This window comes from Rhodococcus sp. NPDC055024, from assembly GCF_053608585.1.
Window position 1 is genome coordinate 1,061,270 of record NZ_JBSGVT010000001.1, and the last position, 17,261, is coordinate 1,078,530.

Sequence of the window (17,261 nt, forward strand, 5' to 3'; positions counted from 1 at the left end):
AATTCTGACTCCAGGAGACTGCCATGGGTTCATCCGACACCGATCTCAAAGCGCTCGACAGCGTTATCACCGTCGCCGGTGCATTGGCGGCGATATTCGGCGGAATCGCCGGAGTTGCCGGGCTGGCCACTTTTCTCGGAACCGGCGGCGGTTCTTAGGTTTTCAGCTGACATCAGTGAGGCTCGGACCGATCGATTCTGACGATCAGATCCGCGCGTGGCCTGACTGCGCTGATCAACTCGGCGTTCGGCTGATCTACCCGTTTCACCCACTCTGCAGCCGCTTCGGAACTCTTTCCGAAGCGGCTGTGGCGTTTCACCAAGCGCTTCGTCCGAGTTTCCTCCGGAACGTCGAGATACCAGACCTCGTCGAGTGCTGCTCGCACTTCCTGCCATCCACCACTGGGTAGGAGGAGATAGTTCCCCTCGGTGACTATCAGCGGTGTACATGGGTCGACAGCCGTTGTGCTGCCTATTGATTCGTCGAACTCGCGATCGAAGACCGGAGCATAGACCGTCGAGTTCGAGGCTCGGAGTCGGCGTAGTAGAGCCGCGTAGCCGTCGACGTCGAAGGTGTCCGGTGCGCCTTTGCGTTCATGCCTGCCGAGTCGGTCGAGTTCCCGATTGGCAAGATGAAAACCGTCCATCTCGACGATGGAGCAACGAGAACCTAATTTCCGCACAATTGCCTGTGACGCTGTCGATTTTCCGGCTCCCGGTGCGCCCGTGATGCCGAGGATTCTCCGACCGTCGTCGGTGATCAGGGAAGCAGCGCGTGAAGCAAGTTGGTCGAGCGTCAGCGAGACGGTCGGCGGTGAGGTCGTCACGTGTTGCTCCGATCAGTCCGAAGGGCCGGTGCATCGAGAGTACGCCGGAGGCTTTCGGCCATTGACAGTCTGAATGGACTGTGAAACTGTGAGCCATGCCACTCGGGAAGTTGGAGGTGAGACCGTGACCCTGCGCGATGCGCAGCGCGAAGCGACGCGCCACCGGATTCTCGATGCGGCAACGGATTTACTGATAGCGGACGGTTATTCATCTCTGACGGCGCAGTCGGTGCAAACCGCTGCCGGAGTCAGTCGGGGCGCTCTGCTGCACCACTTTCCGAACATGCAGGAGCTCACTGCGGCGTTGGTGTCGAACATCGTCGTACGGAACGAGGTGGCGGTAAGAGCTGCCATGTCTCGGCAGGATTCGTCGGTTGACACGATCGAGAACTCGATCTCCGCTCTGTATTCGGCGTTGACTCAGCCGCCATTTCAAGCGGAACTCGAACTGTGGTCCGCAGCTCGGACGGATCCGGTGTTGGCCGAGGTGCTCCGGGAATCGGAGCGAATCGCCGGACGGGATCTGCGGCGAGTTGTCCACGACGCTTTCGGTCCCGAAATTGTTGCTTCCGAGAACTATTCGCAGATTGCAGATCTGACGGTGCTGATGCTCCGTGGTTTGGCGCTGTCCCGCGCAGTGCAGAAGAGCGACGCCTCTGCGCGTCGTTCGATCAGTCAATGGGCAGGCGTCGTTCGCCTGCTCGTCACCCAGAACTAGCGCAACTCGTTCCGATCGAGGTGTGCTCTGTCGACAGGACCGATGATGACGGATTTTGCGACCCTGAAGTACGAGACCTCGGACGGTAAGGCGTATATCACGCTCAACCGACCCGATCGGCTCAACGCGATCGATGACGTGATGCCGTCGGACATTCGAAATGCGGTGGCAGCAGCCAACGACGACGACGATGTTCGCGTGATCATCTTGCAAGGTGCGGGCAAGGCGTTTTGCGCCGGGTACGACCTCAAGAAATTCGCTGAAGGAGACCTCGACGGAAAGTGGAACCAGGGCCCGGTATGGGATCCCATCAAGGACTTTCGGGGGATGAAGCAGAATACCGACGACTTCTTCACGCTCTGGCGATCACTCAAGCCGACGATCTGCAAGGTTCAGGGTTACGCAATCGCCGGCGGGAGCGATATCGCGCTGTCCTGCGACATGCTGATCATGGCCGACGACGCCCGCATCGGATACCCGCCTGCGCGCGTCTGGGGTTGCCCGACGACGGCGATGTGGGTGTATCGACTGGGAGCCCAGCGGGCAAAGCGAATGTTGTTGACTGGCGACACTATTGACGGTGTTAACGCGGCCGATTGGGGATTGGCGCTCGAAGCGGTGCCGGCCGATGAATTGGACTCGGCAGTGGAAGCGTTGGCGGATCGCATTGCCGGTGTCCCGCTCAATCAGTTGGCTATGCAGAAGATGATGATCAATCAGGCGTACGACAATATGGGGCTGCAGGGCACTCAGGTGCTGGCAACCCTGTTCGACGGGATCACGCGTCACTCCCCGGAAGGGCGCTGGTTCAAGGATTTTGCCGAGCGCGACGGATTTCATGCCGCGGTGCAATACCGCGATTCCGGGCGCAAGATTCCAGACGGAGGCGGGCCGCTCCCCGCGTCCGACACCCCTCCTCGATAGAAAGTGGATGTGAGATGAGCAGTGTTCTCGAAACGTCGTACTTCCCCGCTGACGTGTCGGACCCGATTGCGGAACAAACGGTGGGCGGGTTGCTGCGAGAGTGCGCCGCGGACTCGCCGAATCTGGTTGCAATCAGAGAAGTAGTTCCGGCGCAATCGCATTCGTTGTCCGGCGCCGCCCAAACCGATCGTACGTGGACCTTCGCGCAACTGCTGGACGAAGCGGAGGGGTGTGCGCACTACCTCTTGTCCCAGTTCGATCGCGGAGACCGGATCACCGTCTGGGCTCCGAACGTTCCGGAGTGGATGATCCTGCAATACGGCGCCGCGCTCGCCGGAATGGTTCTGGTGACTGCCAATCCGGCGTTGGGTGCGGAGGAACTGGCGTACGTCTTGTCGCAGTCCCAGTCTCGCGGGCTCTTCCACACCGGAAAGTTCCGCGGCGGTGACATGGCGGCGGTGGCGTCCGAGGCAATTTCGATTGCGGGAGAGGAGGTTCTGGCAGTCAACTTCGAGGACTGGGATCGTCAGGTTCGAGGTTGGACCGGCGAGCGGGGCGCTCTGCCGGAAGTCTCTCCCGATGACAATGCGCAGATTCAGTACACGTCGGGAACCACTGGCGTACCCAAGGGCGCATTGCTGCATCACCGAGGTTTGGTCAACAACGCCGATTTCGTCAGCCGGAGGGGTCAATTCCCCGAACGGGGTTCGGTCGTCTCAGCCATGCCACTGTTCCACACGGCCGGATGCGGCATCCTGGTTCTCGGTGCCGCACAGCGAAGAATGTCCATCGGCCTGATCCAGTACTTCGATCCGACTGCGGTTCTCGATGCGGCAGAACGCTTTCACGCCGACGTCGTCAGTGGAGTACCGACGATGCTGATCGCCATGATCAACGACGCGACCTTCGCCAGCCGCGATTTCTCGGCGTGCTCAGTGGTCGTATCCGGTGGATCGTCGGTACCGCCCGAACTCGTCAGCACGGTGGAGTCGGCATTCGGTGCGGGATTCAGCATCGTCTACGGACAAACCGAAGCCAGTCCCGTGATCACGCAGACCAGTCCGGCCGATACCCCCGAAGACAAGTCGGAGACGGTCGGCCTCGCGTTGCCACAGGTCGAGGTGAAGATCTCCGACGTCGTGACCGGGGACAGCGTTCCGCTCGGCGAACAAGGTGAGATCTGCGCTCGCGGGTACCTCGTCATGACCGAGTACTTCCGCAATCCAGAGGCCTCGTCCGCGACCGTGGACAAGGACGGGTGGTTGCATACCGGCGACTTGGGGACGATGGATCAACGTGGATACGTCCGGGTCACCGGGCGCCTCAAGGACATGATCATCCGCGGCGGGGAGAACATCTATCCGCGTGAGGTCGAGTCCGTGATCTTCGCGCATCCGAAGATCCTCGATGTGGCAGTCGTCGGTGTTCCCGACGAGGTGTGGGGTGAGCGGGTGGTTGCCGTCATCCGCTGGAAGGACGAATCCGACCAGCCGACCGCCGCCGAACTGGTCGAGTTCTGCAACGAACGACTGGCGCGCCACAAGGCACCCAAGGAATGGTTCAGCGCGGAAGCATTCCCACTGACAGGCTCGGGCAAGATCCAGAAGTATCGGATCGCGAGCTTGGTCGGCGAAGGCATGTACGGCGTCGTCAGCTGATCGGAGCACATAGCACGACGGGGCATATAGCACGTCGGAGCGATTCTGTCTGGGTTATCCCCGCAAATCGCTTCGACGTGCCGTGTTTATCCTGATGGCGTGAGTTCAACCCTCGGTGAGACCGGACACAAAGCTATCTCCAACCGCATCCGCGCCACAGCCTTCGCGTCGAAGGTGATGTCCGCATCCGACGCCGTGAAGTTCATCAATCCGGATGACACTGTCGCGATCAGCGGTTTCGCAAGCGCCGGTACACCCAAGGTCGTCATCCCGGCCCTGGCCGAGCGTATTCACCAGACCCGCGGCAACGGATCGAACTTCACGATCAATCTCCTGACCGGTGCTTCGGTGTCCACCGAGACCGAAAGGCTGCTTGCCGAAGTCGACGGAATCGCACTGCGCATGCCGTATCAGTCCGAGGCCACCGCACGTCGCCGGATCAACGACGGTCGTATGGACTACGTCGACATCCACCTCTCCCACGTGGCTCAGCAGGTGTGGGAGGGCTACTACGGCAATGTCGACGTCGCGGTGGTCGAGGTCGCCGGTATCACCGAATCAGGTGAACTGATTCCCTCCGCGTCGATCGGCAACAACAAGACGTGGCTCGACGTCGCCGACAAGGTCATCCTCGAGGTCAACTCCTGGGTACCCGAGGCAATGGAGGGTATCCACGACGTCTATTACGGCACGGCGTTGCCGCCGCATCGCAAGCCGCTCCAGATCATCCGCGTCGAGGACCGGATCGGTCAGACCACGTTCCGGGTGGACCCGGCCAAGGTGGTGGCCGTTGTCGAGACCAACTGCCGAGACAGTGCGAGTCCGCTCTCTGCGTCCGACGCCGTCAGCGAGGCGATCGCCGGGCACGTACTGGAGTTCTTCGACTTCGAGGTGCGCGCCGGACGGATGCCGGCCGATACGTTGCTTCCGCTGCAGGCGGGCATCGGCAATGTCGCCAACGCGGTGCTCGGAGGTCTCGATCGCGGGCCGTATCGCGGGTTGACCTGCTACTCCGAGGTCATCCAGGACGGGATGCTGAAGCTGATCAAGGACGGCACCGTCGCGCATGCGTCGTCGACGGCTTTGGCGCTCACCGACGAAGGCATCGAGGAACTGACTGCGAACATCGACTTCTACCGCAACCACATCACGCTCCGTCCGCAGGAGATCAGCAACCACCCCGAGGTGGTGCGCAGACTCGGAATCATCGCCATGAACGGGATGCTCGAGGCCGACATCTACGGCAACGTGAACTCGACGCACGTCATGGGGACGAAGATCATGAACGGAATCGGCGGCTCGGGGGACTTCGCCCGCAACGGCTACGTGTCCATGTTCCTGAGCCCGTCGACGGCCCGCGGCGGTGAGATCTCGGCGATCGTGCCGATGGTTCCGCACGTCGACCACACCGAGCACGACACTCAGGTCTTGGTCACCGAGCAGGGGTTGGCTGATCTGCGCGGTTTGTCGCCGCGGCGCCGCGCACGCCTGATCGTCGACAAGTGTGCTCACCCGGAGTTCCGGCCACTCCTTCACGATTACATCGCTCGCGCCGACGCTCAACCGGGTGCCGGGCAGACTCCGCACCTCCTGGGCGAGGCATTCTCGTTCCATCAGCGCTACATCGACACGGGCTCGATGCGGCTTTCCTGACGCCAAGCAAGGCCGCGCACAGTGAGAGAATGCGAGGGTGAGCCGAACCGGGGTACCTGACGACGCCATACGCCGGGTCGCGGCGGCAGGGGCGGACGACGCCGGTGGCCTACCCGTCGAACTGCTGGGCGACTTCCTCGACGTACTCAGCGACGCTGTCTGTGACGGGAAACCGCTGCAGCGTCGTCAGCTGCACCGTTTCCGCGCCCGCGGTGAAGAAGCAGCGCAGCAGGGTGTGGCCCTGCGAGCCCTGCTCGATCTGTATCTCTCGTCGGCGTGGCGCCTGTGGCGTGAGCTTCCCGCTGTTGTTGCGGCGCAATCGGATCCGAATGCCGTCGTGGCGGCCGGCGAAGTCATGCTCCGCGCCGTCGACGATGCCGTGGCCGAACTGGCCGAAGGATTTCAGCTGGCCAGGCGATCTCTGGTCCGCTCGCAGGTATCGGCACGCCGTGAGTTCGTCGACGACTTGTTGACCGGCGGCGCCGACGTCGTCGGATTGTTGGGTCGCGCTTCAGGATTCGGTCTCCACCTCAGTGGTCCGCATGCCGTGGCAGTAGTGACCGCAGCCCGCGAGTTCACCGACGACAACCCTTTGGTGCGAGCTGTCGAACGTGCCGTTCTGGGCAGCAAAGGTGACGCCGACGCGCTGGTTGCCAGCAAGAGCGGCAAACTGGTCGTCGTTTTCGCCGCGCCGGATCGCGATGCCGTCGACCACGTGCTGGCCGGTATTCGGTCGGCTCTCGGACCAGGTACAGGCCCCGGAACCGATGACGACGGGCGAGTGCAGTTGCAGCGACGCGCATTGGACGACACGTGGCAGATCGCGGTCGGGCGCCCGCGCGCCACCGCTTCGGGCGTGGTGGCGTCGTACCGAGAGGCACTCGACGCACTCAACCTGGCGCAGCGACTGTCGTTGAACGCACCGATCATCGACGCTCGCGATCTGCTGGTCTACCGGGTTCTGGTCAACGACAGACCAGCGGTCACCGACCTGATCCAGACGCTTCTCACGCCGCTGCTCGAGGCACGCGGCGGCGCTGGGCCGATGATCGACACCCTGCTTGCGTACTTCTCCGCCGGCGGCAACACGGCGAAGACCGCCCGAGACCTGCATCTGTCTGTCCGTGCGGTGACGTACCGCTTGGACCGCATCCGCGAACTCACCGGCCAGAACGTCAACGACCCCAACGACAGCTTCGCGCTGCACGCAGCTGTGCTGGGCGCGAAGTTGCTCGATTGGCCTGCCACCGAGCTGACCTGATCAGCTTGCGCGGGCACGCTCCTCGTAGGCAGCGCGCGCTGCGGTGTCGACATCGCCGAGAAACTGCGTCTCGACGCCGAACAGGCGGCTCAATGCCTCGTACGGTCGCCGGGGGAAGAACCCTTGCGCCTGGACGAGTAGTCCGGACGCTCGCGTAATGCGCACGCGTGGTCGAGGTTTGGTGATCAGTCCGACGATGGCTTCGGCGATTTCTTCCGGCTGAACCTCGCGGAATCCCTTCATTCCCGAAGTGCCCGAGGTGAGTTGGGTGTTGGTGAGCGTCGGCAATACGGACGAGACGTGCACTCCGGTGCCACGAACTTCCTTGCGGACCGAATCGGTGAATCCCAAGACTGCATGCTTGGCGCCGCAGTAGGTCGACAAACCCGGGCAGGGGAGTTCGCCGGCAAGCGAAGCGATGTTGATGACGTGTCCGCGCCCCCGCGGCAGCATCCGCCGCAATGCGAGCTTGGTTCCCGTGATCACGCCGAGGACGTCGATCTCGATGATGCGCCGGGTCACGGTGTCGTCCTCGTCGACGATCCGGCCGACCGGCATGATGCCCGCATTGTTGACCAGTACGTCGATCGGGCCGAGTTCACCTTCGACGGTGTCGAGGAAGTCGAAGAACGAGGCGGGATCGGTGACGTCGAGACGTCCGAACGTACGTATGCCCAAATCCTTGCTTGCCTGCGCGAGGGTGGCTTCGTCGATGTCGCCGATCGCGACCGTCGCACCGAGGCTGATGAGGCGCTTCGCGGTGGCGTATCCGATGCCTCGGGCGCCGCCGGTGATGACCACTACCTGACCGTCGAAAGGCTTGTCCATTTGCTCCAGCGTCTCCAAAGATAGGGGATGGGGTTGTAATGCGGTGAATCTGCAGTGAGATGTGATTGTGGACCAGTCGAAACCGGGTTACTAGGGCTTCTTGGCCGAACTGAGACGATAGATTTGTGACTGAGTCACAATCAGGGTGACAAGTCGGGGAGGCGCCATGGACACATCGGAGTTGGACGGCTGGATTGCAAATCTCGCGCCCATCTATCTGCAGCCGGAGGTGATCGACGGTTTTGTCCTACGCATCGACGACGCCATTGCTCTGGCCAATCCGGAAGTCGCAGCGGACCGGGAGCTGCGACGCGATGTGGATGCGAGCACCGCGGCGCAGCTTCGCGTCATCGTGGCCGCGATCGCGGGCGGTTCCGAGGAAGTCACGCCGCCGGCGGAGTCGATTGCGCTTGCGCTCACCGTTGCCAGGCGGGGAATGGATCTTCGAGTCCTGCTCAAGATCTACGGCGCCGGACGCCTCGCGATGCTGGGTTTCGTCGACGAGTCGATCGAGGCACTGCCGATCGGTCCGGAACTCAAACGCGCGCTTCTCGTTCGGGTGTGGGGTTCGGCGATGCGATGGCTGGAGGTGACCACCGAATTGTTGGTGGCCACATATGCGAAGGAGCGGGAGAGTTTGGCGCGCGGCGCTTTTGCGCGTCGATCGGAGACGGTGCACGCGATTGTCGCAGGCGAAGCTCTTCACTCCGAAGAGGTTTCGCAGATTCTCGATTACCCGATGCGGCGCCACCACACTGCATTTGTTCTCTGGACGGACGACACCGACCCGGCTGCAGACGTATTGGCGCGATTGGACTCGTATGCACGTTCCTTGGTGGGCGAGTCGAACGGCGAGCGTGTGCTGACGCTACCTTCGGGTGCGCGCGAGGTGTGGTCGTGGGTCGCACATTTCGACCACCTGGAGTGGGCGTCGCTCGATCATGCTCGAAATGCGGATCTTCGTGTCGCGGTGGGGGCCAGCGGTTACGGAATGGAGGGATTTGCACGCAGCCATCGCGAGGCGCTCGCCGCGCAGCGCGTCGCAGTCCGGTCGACGGGTTCTTCGCCCGTCACCGTCTACGAGGACGTTCAGGTTCCTTGTCTGCTTACCGAAGATCTGGGCGAACTGCGTGCGTTGGTGGCTCGGGAACTGAAAGGTCTGGCAGGCACGGACAGTGTCACGACGCGTATCCGTGACACCGTCCGGGTCTATTACGAGAACAATTGCACTGCAGCGGCTACGGCCGCGGCGCTCGGCCTGCACAAGAACACTGTGCGGTATCGACTCGATCAGGCCGAAAAGCTACTAGGTCGCAGCGTGGACGATCGGCGCCTGCCGACGGAGTTGGCTCTCATCGCTCTGGAGAGCTACGGGGTCAGCGTCTTGCCCGCCGGGTGATTCGCTACTGCATGTCGTCGAGGCCGGGGAGCGAGTAGCCGGAGTTGTCATCCCAATCGGCAGGGGTGTCGTCGAGTGAAACGTCCCAGTCTGCGTCCGGGACTGCTCTGCGAAGCTCGGTCAGAGCGTTGAACCAGTAGACGAGCGAAGGAATTACCTCGGTCGGATCGCTCGAGATCTTGGTCGAACCGTTGAGCAGAGTGTTGGGGATATCCGACGGGTAGAGGTCCAGGACCTCGTAGTCGAACGGAAATTCGTCGTTGTGGACGGCGATGAGTCGGTCGACTTCGGCCTTCTCGTCGTCGGTCAGCGGTGTAGTGCGGACGGCGGAGTAGTACAACGACGTGCTCATGCTTGCCAGGCTAGAACAAGATGCCTTCCAACGGCGGTTTCGGACGCAACACCCTCAGATTGCATGGTATCGGCAACTTCAGGTCTAAAAGTCGTCGATATTTCGACAGGGATGGATAGAAGTCGGCAAGGAACACTGGAGAAGACGGCGAGACGGCCGTCCGAACCCAGTGAAGGAGCTCCCCGTGACCGCAGTCATCAGTGCCATTCGGGTAGGTGGTCAGCGATGAACGTTCCCATGTGGGCGTGGGCCGCGTTCGCCGCAGTCATCGTCGTCATGTTGCTCATCGACCTGCTCGCCCACCGCGGCGCGCACGTCATCGGCTTCAAGGAAGCGGCCTGGTGGAGTGCACTCTGGGTCGGTTTGTCTCTCGTGTTCGCGGTGGTTGTCACCCTGACCTTGGGGGTGAACTCGGGCGTCGAATTCACCACGGCCTGGCTGTTGGAGAAGAGCCTCTCCGTCGACAACCTCTTTGTGTTCGCCCTGATCTTCGGTTACTTCAAGGTGCCCCGTGAGTACCAGCACCGTGTGCTGTTCTTCGGTGTCATCGGCGCGCTGATCTTCCGCGGTATTTTCCTCGCCGCCGGCGTTGCCGTGGTCAGCAAGTTCACGGCCGTGCTGTTCGTCTTCGCCGCCATCCTGCTCTACAGCGCGTACAAGCTGCTCAAGGACGACGACGAGAGCTTCGATCCGGGAACCTCGCTGGCAGTTCGCCTGTTGCGTAAGATCATGCCGGTCCGTGAGGAATACGCCGGAACCAAGTTCTTCGTCAAGGAAGCCGGAAAGCGCGTCGCAACACCGCTGTTCGCCGTCGTCGTCGCCATCGAAGCCGCCGACCTCGTGTTCGCAGTCGACAGCGTCCCGGCAGTGCTGGCAGTGAGTGACGATCCGTTCATCGTGTACTCCAGCAACGCCTTCGCGATCTTGGGTCTGCGTGCCCTGTACTTCCTGCTCTCGGGTCTGCTCGAGAAGTTCCACTACCTGTCCAAGGGTCTGTCGATCATCCTCGCCTTCATCGGCGTGAAGCTGATCATGCAGGCCAGTCACAAGGTGATCAGCACGTCGATCCCCGAGATTCCCTCACTGGTCAGCCTCGCGGTGATCATCGTGGTGTTGGCAGGCTCGATCATCCTGAGCCTCAAGAAACCGCTACCGGAAGCGCCTGACGCCGAGGAGGTTGCGCCCGGTGACACTCCGGTCGAGCTCGGGAAGGCAGGCAGTGAAGCCGAGACAGAGGCTTCGGGCATCGAGCTCGCGGCCGGCGGGCGCGACGACGATGACGACAAGGTGGATGCTCGCAGTAGGAGCTGACATCTGATCAGCAGAATCGAATCGAAAAGGGAGATCACACAACGCGGTGTGGTCTCCCTTCTCGTATCTCACGACTCTCGTACGAAACAGACCACTGATCGGGAAGGCTTGTTCTCACTCGGCCGCGGGCGATCTACTTTGGCGAATGCCCGACGTCCGAGATCAGGAGTACCCATGACAATTCACGCGGAAGTCGCCGCGATGCTGGCCACGCTCAACGCCGCATTCCCGGACGTCACCAGCTTCGAGCCGTCGGAGTTACGGGCTCTGCTTCGGAATCGACGAGCCCCGCTGGAGCGGTTTCCCGATATGCGGTCGGTCGAAGATCTCGCAATCGACGGCCCCGGGGGAGATCTGTCGATCCGCGTCTACCGCCCGCACACTTCGTCCGACGCCATTCCGCTGGTCGTCTTCGCTCACGGCGGAGGCTTCGTGTTCTGCGACCTGGACAGCCATGATGAATTCTGCCGGTCCATGGCGGAAGGTGTCGGCGCCGTTGTGGTCTCCGTCGATTATCGTCTGGCCCCTGAACATCCCGCCCCGGCAGCACACGACGACGTCTATGCAGCAGTGGAGTGGGCAGCGAAGCACGCGGCAGAGTACGGCGCTGACCCGAGCAGGATCGTGCTTGCCGGTGACAGCGCGGGTGGCAATCTTGCTGCGACAGTCGCCATTGCCGCCCGCGATCGTGGAGGTCCGGAGGTTGCGGCGCAAGTTCTCATCTATCCCGTGATCGACGACGATTTCGACACCGAGTCCTACCGTCTCTACGGCACCGACCACTACAACACGACCACGGCCATGAAGTGGTACTGGGACCAATATGCGCCCGAACGCCGAGATGACGTGCGAGTGATACCTACTCGGGCAGAGTCGTTCGCCGATCTTCCAGCGGCCGTCATCGTGACAGCTGAGCTGGATCCGCCGTGCGCGGCCGGCGACGAGTACGCGAAACTACTTGCCTCGGCCGGCGTCCCGGTGCAGCATCATCGCTTCGACGGGTTATTTCACGGGTTCCTCACTATTCCGTCGTTGTCGCTCACGGAACCGGCACGACAGAAGGTTTGGGCGATGATTCGCGAGGCGTCAGCCGTCACTCGATAGGAGTTCTTCGCTCAATTCGCCGAAGGTATGACAGATTCTGTCCCGAACAATGACTTCGGTGCATTCGGGGTCGAACCATCGATCAACGACGCCCCAATGGATCGGATGGTCGAGGTATTGGGTCTGCAGTGACACGAGATCGGTGAACTCCTGCTCCCACACATGGGTCCACGGTGCTTCGTCACATGCCGGTGGTGCGCCGGTCGCCGCGCTCACTCGACTGAGCCGCCAGGCAGCGATCGAGGAGATATGCCCGGGCATCTTCAGCAAGTCGCTTTCGAAGCGTTCGATTGCGTCCTCGGGGGTATGGGGTGCAACGCGAATCAGCAGCGCTCGGTACACCCCGTTCGGGCCGGTGGCGCGCGAGCGCCCCTCGGTTCCGGAAGCGTACTCGGCGCCGTGAAAGTGCTCGACGGCGTCGTGGTGAAGTCCGGCGTCAACGGCACCGCGAGCGGCCTGCCACGACGCTTCGTCCTCGAACTGAAGATGCATGATCAGATCTCCGCCGTTGATGACGCCGGGCAGTGTGGCGGTGACGAGATGGCGAACTGATCCAGACGATTCTGCCACTGCTGCAATGGTGTTCATCGCTTCGACCCAGCTGGCCGAGTCCGCGGTGTCGGCTGCAAAAACCACCCTTGTGACGTTATACATCGGCCAGTCCCTCGATGTCGTCGGCAGCGGCAGCCATGGTGCGGCTTCGTTCGGCAATGAGCGGAGCCGTTGCGTCCCACCATTGCCGGAGAGTGGCGTCACCGCGGCTCGAACGAGTCATCTCCCACCAACCGGCGGTCCCCTCGACGGTCCACGTGATCGTGACGATGTTGGACTCGTCCTCGGCCCACAGCGGCGGACTGACAAGTATGTTGTCGAGAGTCAGGTTGCGGTGACTGGCATTCGGCAGGTAGCCGGCGCGAAATTCGTCGACGAATTTCTGCCCACATCCGGGATTCGTGACTATCCGGTCGATCACGTAGAGCGTCTCACCTGGCATCTGCGCAGGCTACGGTGCGCTTAACCCCCTGCGGTACTTCCGATCTCACGCAGCGGGAGGTTACTCCGTGGAGGCTGGGGAACGCGCCGGGCGCAGACCCAGCCACCCGACCACACCGACGAGGGCGAAGGCCACGGCGGCGGTCACGAACGTGACGGTGAAGGCGGATTCGCTGGGCAGAGCGGCTACGCCCTCGGGCAGGTTCGCGATGGTCATCGAGGCGAGAATCGTGGTTACCACTGCACTGCCCATGGCGCTGCCGGTGGAACGGGAGATCGAGTTGATGCCGTTGGCTATTCCACTCTGGCGATGCGGAACACTCGACATGATGATCGCGGGCAAAGCCGCGTAACCCAGGCTGACGGCGGTGCCGATCACGATGCCGGCACCGATGACCGATGCGGTGTGCGTGTGGTCGTATGCGAGCCAGGCGAACGGCACCGCACCACAGATGGCGGTGAGTCCCAGGACGAAGCGTGGCCCACGCACTCTGATGAGCCGCCCACCGATCGGTGCTGCGATCAGCGAGGCAATCGCACCCGGCAGCAGGAATTCCACCGACGCACGCAGAATGCTGGCGTCGAATCCGTATCCCGTGAGGGCGTGGGGAAGTTGCACGAGATAGGAGATGCCCAGGAAGTTGGCGAACATTCCGAAGCCCAGCATGACCCCCGCCAGGTTCGCCATCATCACGGGCCGGTGGACGAACATCCGCATGTCGACCAATGGTTCGTCGACGATCTTCTCGATCCAGACCCAGACTGCGAACATCACGATCGAGCCCAGGAAAACACCGATGGTCAAGGGCGAGATCCAACCCCATTGGTGGCCTTGCGAAATCGACAACAGGAGCAGAAGGAGTGCAGCGCCCAGGCTCAGCGCACCGATGACGTCGACGCGTCCACCGCTCTTGTGCTTGGTTGCCGGAACCAGCGTGATGACGGCGACGAGAGCAAGCAACGCGAACCCGGTGGCCATCCAGAAGGCGTTGCGGTAGTCGGCATCCGGGGCAGATGTGAGAAGTCCGGTGGCCACGAGGGCGAGTCCACTGCCGAATGCAAGAGTTCCGCTGACCAATGCCATCGCGCCGGGGAGCTTGTGCGGGCGAACCTCTTCGCGCAGAACCGAAAGAGCCAGCGGGAAGATGGCGGTGGCAGTTCCCTGGAGGACGCGTCCGAGAATGAGAAGTGGCAGATTGTGTGCCAGCGCGGCGACGATCGAACCGATGACCATCACGATCAGAACGCCGACCAGCGTGCGCTTCTTCCCGTGCTGGTCGCCGTAGCGGCCCAACAGGGGAGTGAAAACGGCGGCCGAGAGCAACGTCGCCGTCGTCACCCAACTGATGCCGGCCGCGGATGCGCCCAGATCGGACTGAATGCGTCCCAAAATCGGAACGGGCAGCGTCTGCATCATCGAGACGATCATCGCGGCCAGGCTGAGGGCCCCGATGATGACGGCCTCGCGGCGCGGTGATGTTACGACGGATACATCCGGGGTGTCGTGGACCGTTGGCTGCGCAGCGCTGTCGGTCGTCACTGAATTCGTCAAGTGGGTCCTTCTCGGGAATTACAAGAGAAAATGCTTAATGTGGCGAAGTAATTTTCTCTGGATGTTAAGTCCGCGAGATCGATCCCGTCAATGCTGGTCAGTGAGCCACCGGGACACGCCTGGTATTTGTCGGACCAGCTCGGTGTTTGTCGAACTAGAAGGGGTAGACCGGGAGCGTGCTCTGGGCCGTCACCCACTGCGTTTCGGTGAAGGCGTCGAGGTTTGCGCCGATACCGCCGACGCGGCCGCCGTTACCCGAAGATGCCATGCCGCCGAACGGGATGACGGCTTCGTCGCCGACCGTCTGATCGTTGATGTGTACGAGGCCGGTGGGGATCTGTTGAGCGAGTTCGAGTCCGCGCATGGCGTCGGAGGTCAGAATGCCCAGCGACAATCCGTATTCGGAATCGTTGGCTATGGCGACGGCTTGTTCGACGGTGGCAAAGGAGGTCACCGGTGCGACCGGCCCGAAGACCTCGTCGGCGAAGGCCGGGGCGGTCAGTGGGGTGTCGGCCAGCACGGTGGGCCGGGAGAAGAGATCCTCGTAGGTGCCACCGGCAGCCAGTTTTGCTCCGGCCGCGATGCTTCCGGTGACCAGGGAGTGGATGTGGTCGCGTTGTTTGGCGTCGATGATGGGGCCGAGTGCGACCTGACCGGTGAACGGGTCGCCTACCGGAAGCTTGTCGGCGCGTTCGGCAAGGAGTGCGGTGTAGTCGGCAGCGATACTTTCGTGGACCAGTTGACGACCAGTGGTCATGCAGATCTGCCCCTGGTGCATGAACGAGCCGAAAGCGCCGACAGATGCTGCCTTTTCGAGGTCGACGTCGTCCATGACGATCAGTGCATTGTTGCCGCCGAGTTCGAGATGCGCTCGTTTGAGGTGGCGACCTGCCAGTTCGCCGACAGCCCGTCCGGCGCGGGTCGACCCGGTGAATGCGATGACGCGAACGCTCGGATGAACCACGATTGCCTCACCGGCGTCAGCGCTGCCCGGCAGCATGCTGAACACTCCGGCGGGCAAGCCGGCCTCTTCGAAGATGCGAGCGAGAACCACACCGCCACAGATCGCCGTGCGCGGGTCAGGCTTGAGGATCACCGAATTACCCAGTGCCAGTGCGGGAGCGACTGCACGGATCGACAGGATGATCGGAAAGTTGAAAGGTGCGATGACGCCGACGGTTCCGACGGGTACGCGACGAGAGAAGCTCAGTCGAGGTTGCTCCGAGCGCAGCACTTCACCTACGGGGTGCGCGGCCAAGGCTGCGGCGTTGTAGCACTCCTCGGCAGCGGTATGGGTTTCCAGTCCGGCCTTGGCCGGGATGCTGCCGGCCTCCCGGATCACCCATTCGCCGATTTCGTCGGCGTACTGCTCGAACAATTGACCGGCGCGGCGCAGAACAGCGGCGCGTTCGGTGTATGGCCTTGCTGCCCAATCCTTCTGAGCTGCAGTAGCTTTTGTTGCAGCGGCTGCCACGTCGTCGGGTGTTGCCATGCCCACCGTCGTCAACTGCTTGCCAGTGGCCGGTTCCACGACAATGCGATCTTCGGCGTTTCCGCGGACCCATTCACCGTCGAAGATCTTCGATTCCCACACAGGTTCGCTCAACAAGCTCGACATGGCCGCTCCTCGAGAAAGGGATGCGACTGCGCGCCGCATCACATGGTTACCCACCACGTTGCTCTGTGAGGAGGTCGATCGCCATCGCACTTTCATTCAGTGAAAGACGGGTTCATTGCGTTCTTGAGTGCTTGGATCAGATCGGCGAACTCGGTGGAGAAGGTGATGCCGCTACGGGTCACCCCGGACACCGGAATTCGCAAGCGGCCGTGCGATTCTCGCATGAAGCTGATTCCAGCACGTGGAGATTCGCCTGCGGTGATCGAATACAGCAGCGTCCAGGCGCGAGGGTTGGTGATCACGTCCAGCGTGGCGGTGTGATCGCTCGGAATTGCGGGGCCCAGTTGTACGCGTCGATCTATTTCGCGAAACGCGTCCTCGACCACCTTGTGAATGAGCACCTGGCTTTGGCGTGGCGGCAAGAGCAGGGGATATGCGGCCAGATCGTTGAGGTCGACGCTTTGCTGACCGGCCAGGGGGTGCCGGCTCGACATGACGACCAAGAGGTCCTCGACGCCGAGGTCCAGGGGCTCGAGCCCGGGGCGGTCGACGCCGCCTCGAATCAGTGCGATGTCCGCATCGCCGGAGGCCACGGCGTCCATGCGGTGGGCGAAACTCTTGATGACGAACTCGACGTCCAGATCGGGGTGAAGTTCGCGCACGTGTGCGATGGCGTCCAGCGTCTGAGCGGCAAAGCTCATGTTTCCGGTGATCCGGATCCGGGCTCGCGGGTCGCGTGCGACGGAGTACGCCATCGTTTCGAGGCTGAGGACTTGCTGCGCGATGGGCACCAGCCGCGATCCTGCCGGGGCCAGCCGAACAGCTCGGGTCGAGCGTTCGAAGAGCGTCGCGCCCAGTTCCTTCTCCAGTCGCGCGACCTGATGGCTGATCGCCGACTGCGAGATGAAGCAGCGCTCGGCAGCTCGACTGAAGCTCAGTTCCTCGCTCACGACGAGGAAGTACTTGAGTTGGCGGAAGTCCATGAGGACAGCTTACTTATGAGCAATCGAGATAACAGTCTTGCGAATACTCCAGCTAGCTGGACCGGACCCATGATCAGTCCA

Annotated in this window: 17 protein-coding genes; 9 read left to right on the plus strand and 8 right to left on the minus strand. The window is 62.2% G+C overall.

Annotated elements, in window-relative coordinates; all coding sequences use genetic code 11:
* The first annotated feature begins 23 nt into the window (after positions 1–23).
* Positions 24–158 carry a hypothetical protein gene (locus ACWF6P_RS04840; protein ID WP_003942853.1) on the plus strand — a complete coding sequence of 45 codons (135 nt, stop codon included), beginning with the start codon at positions 24–26 and terminating at the stop codon, positions 156–158.
* 14 nt (positions 159–172) lie between these two features.
* Here ACWF6P_RS04840 and ACWF6P_RS04845 read toward each other — a convergent pair whose 3' ends face one another.
* Positions 173–826, minus strand: coding sequence for a nucleoside/nucleotide kinase family protein (locus ACWF6P_RS04845; protein ID WP_452620194.1), 654 nt, complete (start codon positions 824–826; stop codon positions 173–175).
* Between the two features lie 124 nt (positions 827–950).
* Between ACWF6P_RS04845 and ACWF6P_RS04850 the strand changes: the two genes are divergently transcribed.
* The 5 genes from ACWF6P_RS04850 to ACWF6P_RS04870 all read left to right on the plus strand — a co-directional run bounded on the left by ACWF6P_RS04850 (position 951) and on the right by ACWF6P_RS04870 (position 7,040).
* Positions 951–1,544: a TetR/AcrR family transcriptional regulator gene (locus ACWF6P_RS04850; RefSeq protein ID WP_452620195.1), complete on the plus strand. Its 594-nt coding sequence runs from the start codon at positions 951–953 to the stop codon at positions 1,542–1,544.
* 45 nt (positions 1,545–1,589) lie between these two features.
* Positions 1,590–2,468, plus strand: a complete 879-nt coding sequence (locus tag ACWF6P_RS04855) for a crotonase/enoyl-CoA hydratase family protein (protein WP_452620196.1) — start codon at positions 1,590–1,592, stop codon at positions 2,466–2,468.
* Between the two features lie 14 nt (positions 2,469–2,482).
* Positions 2,483–4,126 carry an AMP-binding protein gene (locus ACWF6P_RS04860; protein WP_452620197.1) on the plus strand — a complete coding sequence of 548 codons (1,644 nt, stop codon included), beginning with the start codon at positions 2,483–2,485 and terminating at the stop codon, positions 4,124–4,126.
* Positions 4,127–4,225: 99 nt separating this feature from the next.
* Positions 4,226–5,779 (plus strand): acetyl-CoA hydrolase/transferase family protein, encoded by a 1,554-nt coding sequence (locus ACWF6P_RS04865; protein ID WP_452620198.1) that lies wholly within the window; start codon positions 4,226–4,228, stop codon positions 5,777–5,779.
* A 37-nt stretch (positions 5,780–5,816) separates the two neighbouring features.
* The gene (locus ACWF6P_RS04870) at positions 5,817–7,040 is read left to right on the plus strand and encodes a PucR family transcriptional regulator (protein WP_452620199.1); all 1,224 of its coding nucleotides are present in this window, start codon (positions 5,817–5,819) and stop codon (positions 7,038–7,040) included.
* Here ACWF6P_RS04870 and ACWF6P_RS04875 read toward each other — a convergent pair whose 3' ends face one another.
* Positions 7,041–7,868, minus strand: a complete 828-nt coding sequence (locus ACWF6P_RS04875; RefSeq protein WP_378541819.1) for an SDR family oxidoreductase — start codon at positions 7,866–7,868, stop codon at positions 7,041–7,043.
* Between the two features lie 166 nt (positions 7,869–8,034).
* Here ACWF6P_RS04875 and ACWF6P_RS04880 point away from each other — a divergent pair, with 166 nt between their 5' ends.
* On the plus strand, positions 8,035–9,267 hold the full coding sequence (locus ACWF6P_RS04880) for a PucR family transcriptional regulator (protein WP_452620200.1): 1,233 nt from the start codon (positions 8,035–8,037) through the stop codon (positions 9,265–9,267).
* 4 nt (positions 9,268–9,271) lie between these two features.
* Here the strand turns inward: ACWF6P_RS04880 and ACWF6P_RS04885 are convergent, their stop codons facing one another.
* On the minus strand, positions 9,272–9,619 hold the full coding sequence (locus ACWF6P_RS04885) for a hypothetical protein (RefSeq protein ID WP_182261544.1): 348 nt from the start codon (positions 9,617–9,619) through the stop codon (positions 9,272–9,274).
* A gap of 225 nt (positions 9,620–9,844) precedes the next feature.
* On the opposite strand from ACWF6P_RS04885, the gene ACWF6P_RS04890 reads away from it, so the two are divergent.
* Together ACWF6P_RS04890 and ACWF6P_RS04895 are read left to right on the plus strand one after the other, a co-directional pair.
* Positions 9,845–10,930, plus strand: a complete 1,086-nt coding sequence (locus tag ACWF6P_RS04890; protein WP_452620201.1) for a TerC family protein — start codon at positions 9,845–9,847, stop codon at positions 10,928–10,930.
* A gap of 174 nt (positions 10,931–11,104) precedes the next feature.
* Positions 11,105–12,034, plus strand: a complete 930-nt coding sequence (locus ACWF6P_RS04895) for an alpha/beta hydrolase (protein WP_452620202.1) — start codon at positions 11,105–11,107, stop codon at positions 12,032–12,034.
* Here the strand turns inward: ACWF6P_RS04895 and ACWF6P_RS04900 are convergent.
* The 5 genes from ACWF6P_RS04900 to ACWF6P_RS04920 all read right to left on the minus strand — a co-directional run bounded on the left by ACWF6P_RS04900 (position 12,017) and on the right by ACWF6P_RS04920 (position 17,180).
* Positions 12,017–12,670: a Dabb family protein gene (locus tag ACWF6P_RS04900; RefSeq protein WP_452620203.1), complete on the minus strand. Its 654-nt coding sequence runs from the start codon at positions 12,668–12,670 to the stop codon at positions 12,017–12,019. The genes ACWF6P_RS04895 and ACWF6P_RS04900 overlap by 18 nt on opposite strands.
* 10 nt (positions 12,671–12,680) lie before the next feature.
* Positions 12,681–13,028, minus strand: a complete 348-nt coding sequence (locus tag ACWF6P_RS04905; RefSeq protein ID WP_452620204.1) for a hypothetical protein — start codon at positions 13,026–13,028, stop codon at positions 12,681–12,683.
* Between the two features lie 60 nt (positions 13,029–13,088).
* On the minus strand, positions 13,089–14,579 hold the full coding sequence (locus ACWF6P_RS04910; RefSeq protein ID WP_378643855.1) for an MFS transporter: 1,491 nt from the start codon (positions 14,577–14,579) through the stop codon (positions 13,089–13,091).
* A gap of 154 nt (positions 14,580–14,733) precedes the next feature.
* Positions 14,734–16,197, minus strand: coding sequence for a benzaldehyde dehydrogenase (locus ACWF6P_RS04915; protein WP_452620205.1), 1,464 nt, complete (start codon positions 16,195–16,197; stop codon positions 14,734–14,736).
* 92 nt (positions 16,198–16,289) lie between these two features.
* Positions 16,290–17,180 (minus strand): LysR family transcriptional regulator, encoded by an 891-nt coding sequence (locus tag ACWF6P_RS04920; RefSeq protein ID WP_452620206.1) that lies wholly within the window; start codon positions 17,178–17,180, stop codon positions 16,290–16,292.
* Positions 17,181–17,261: the final 81 nt, after the last annotated feature.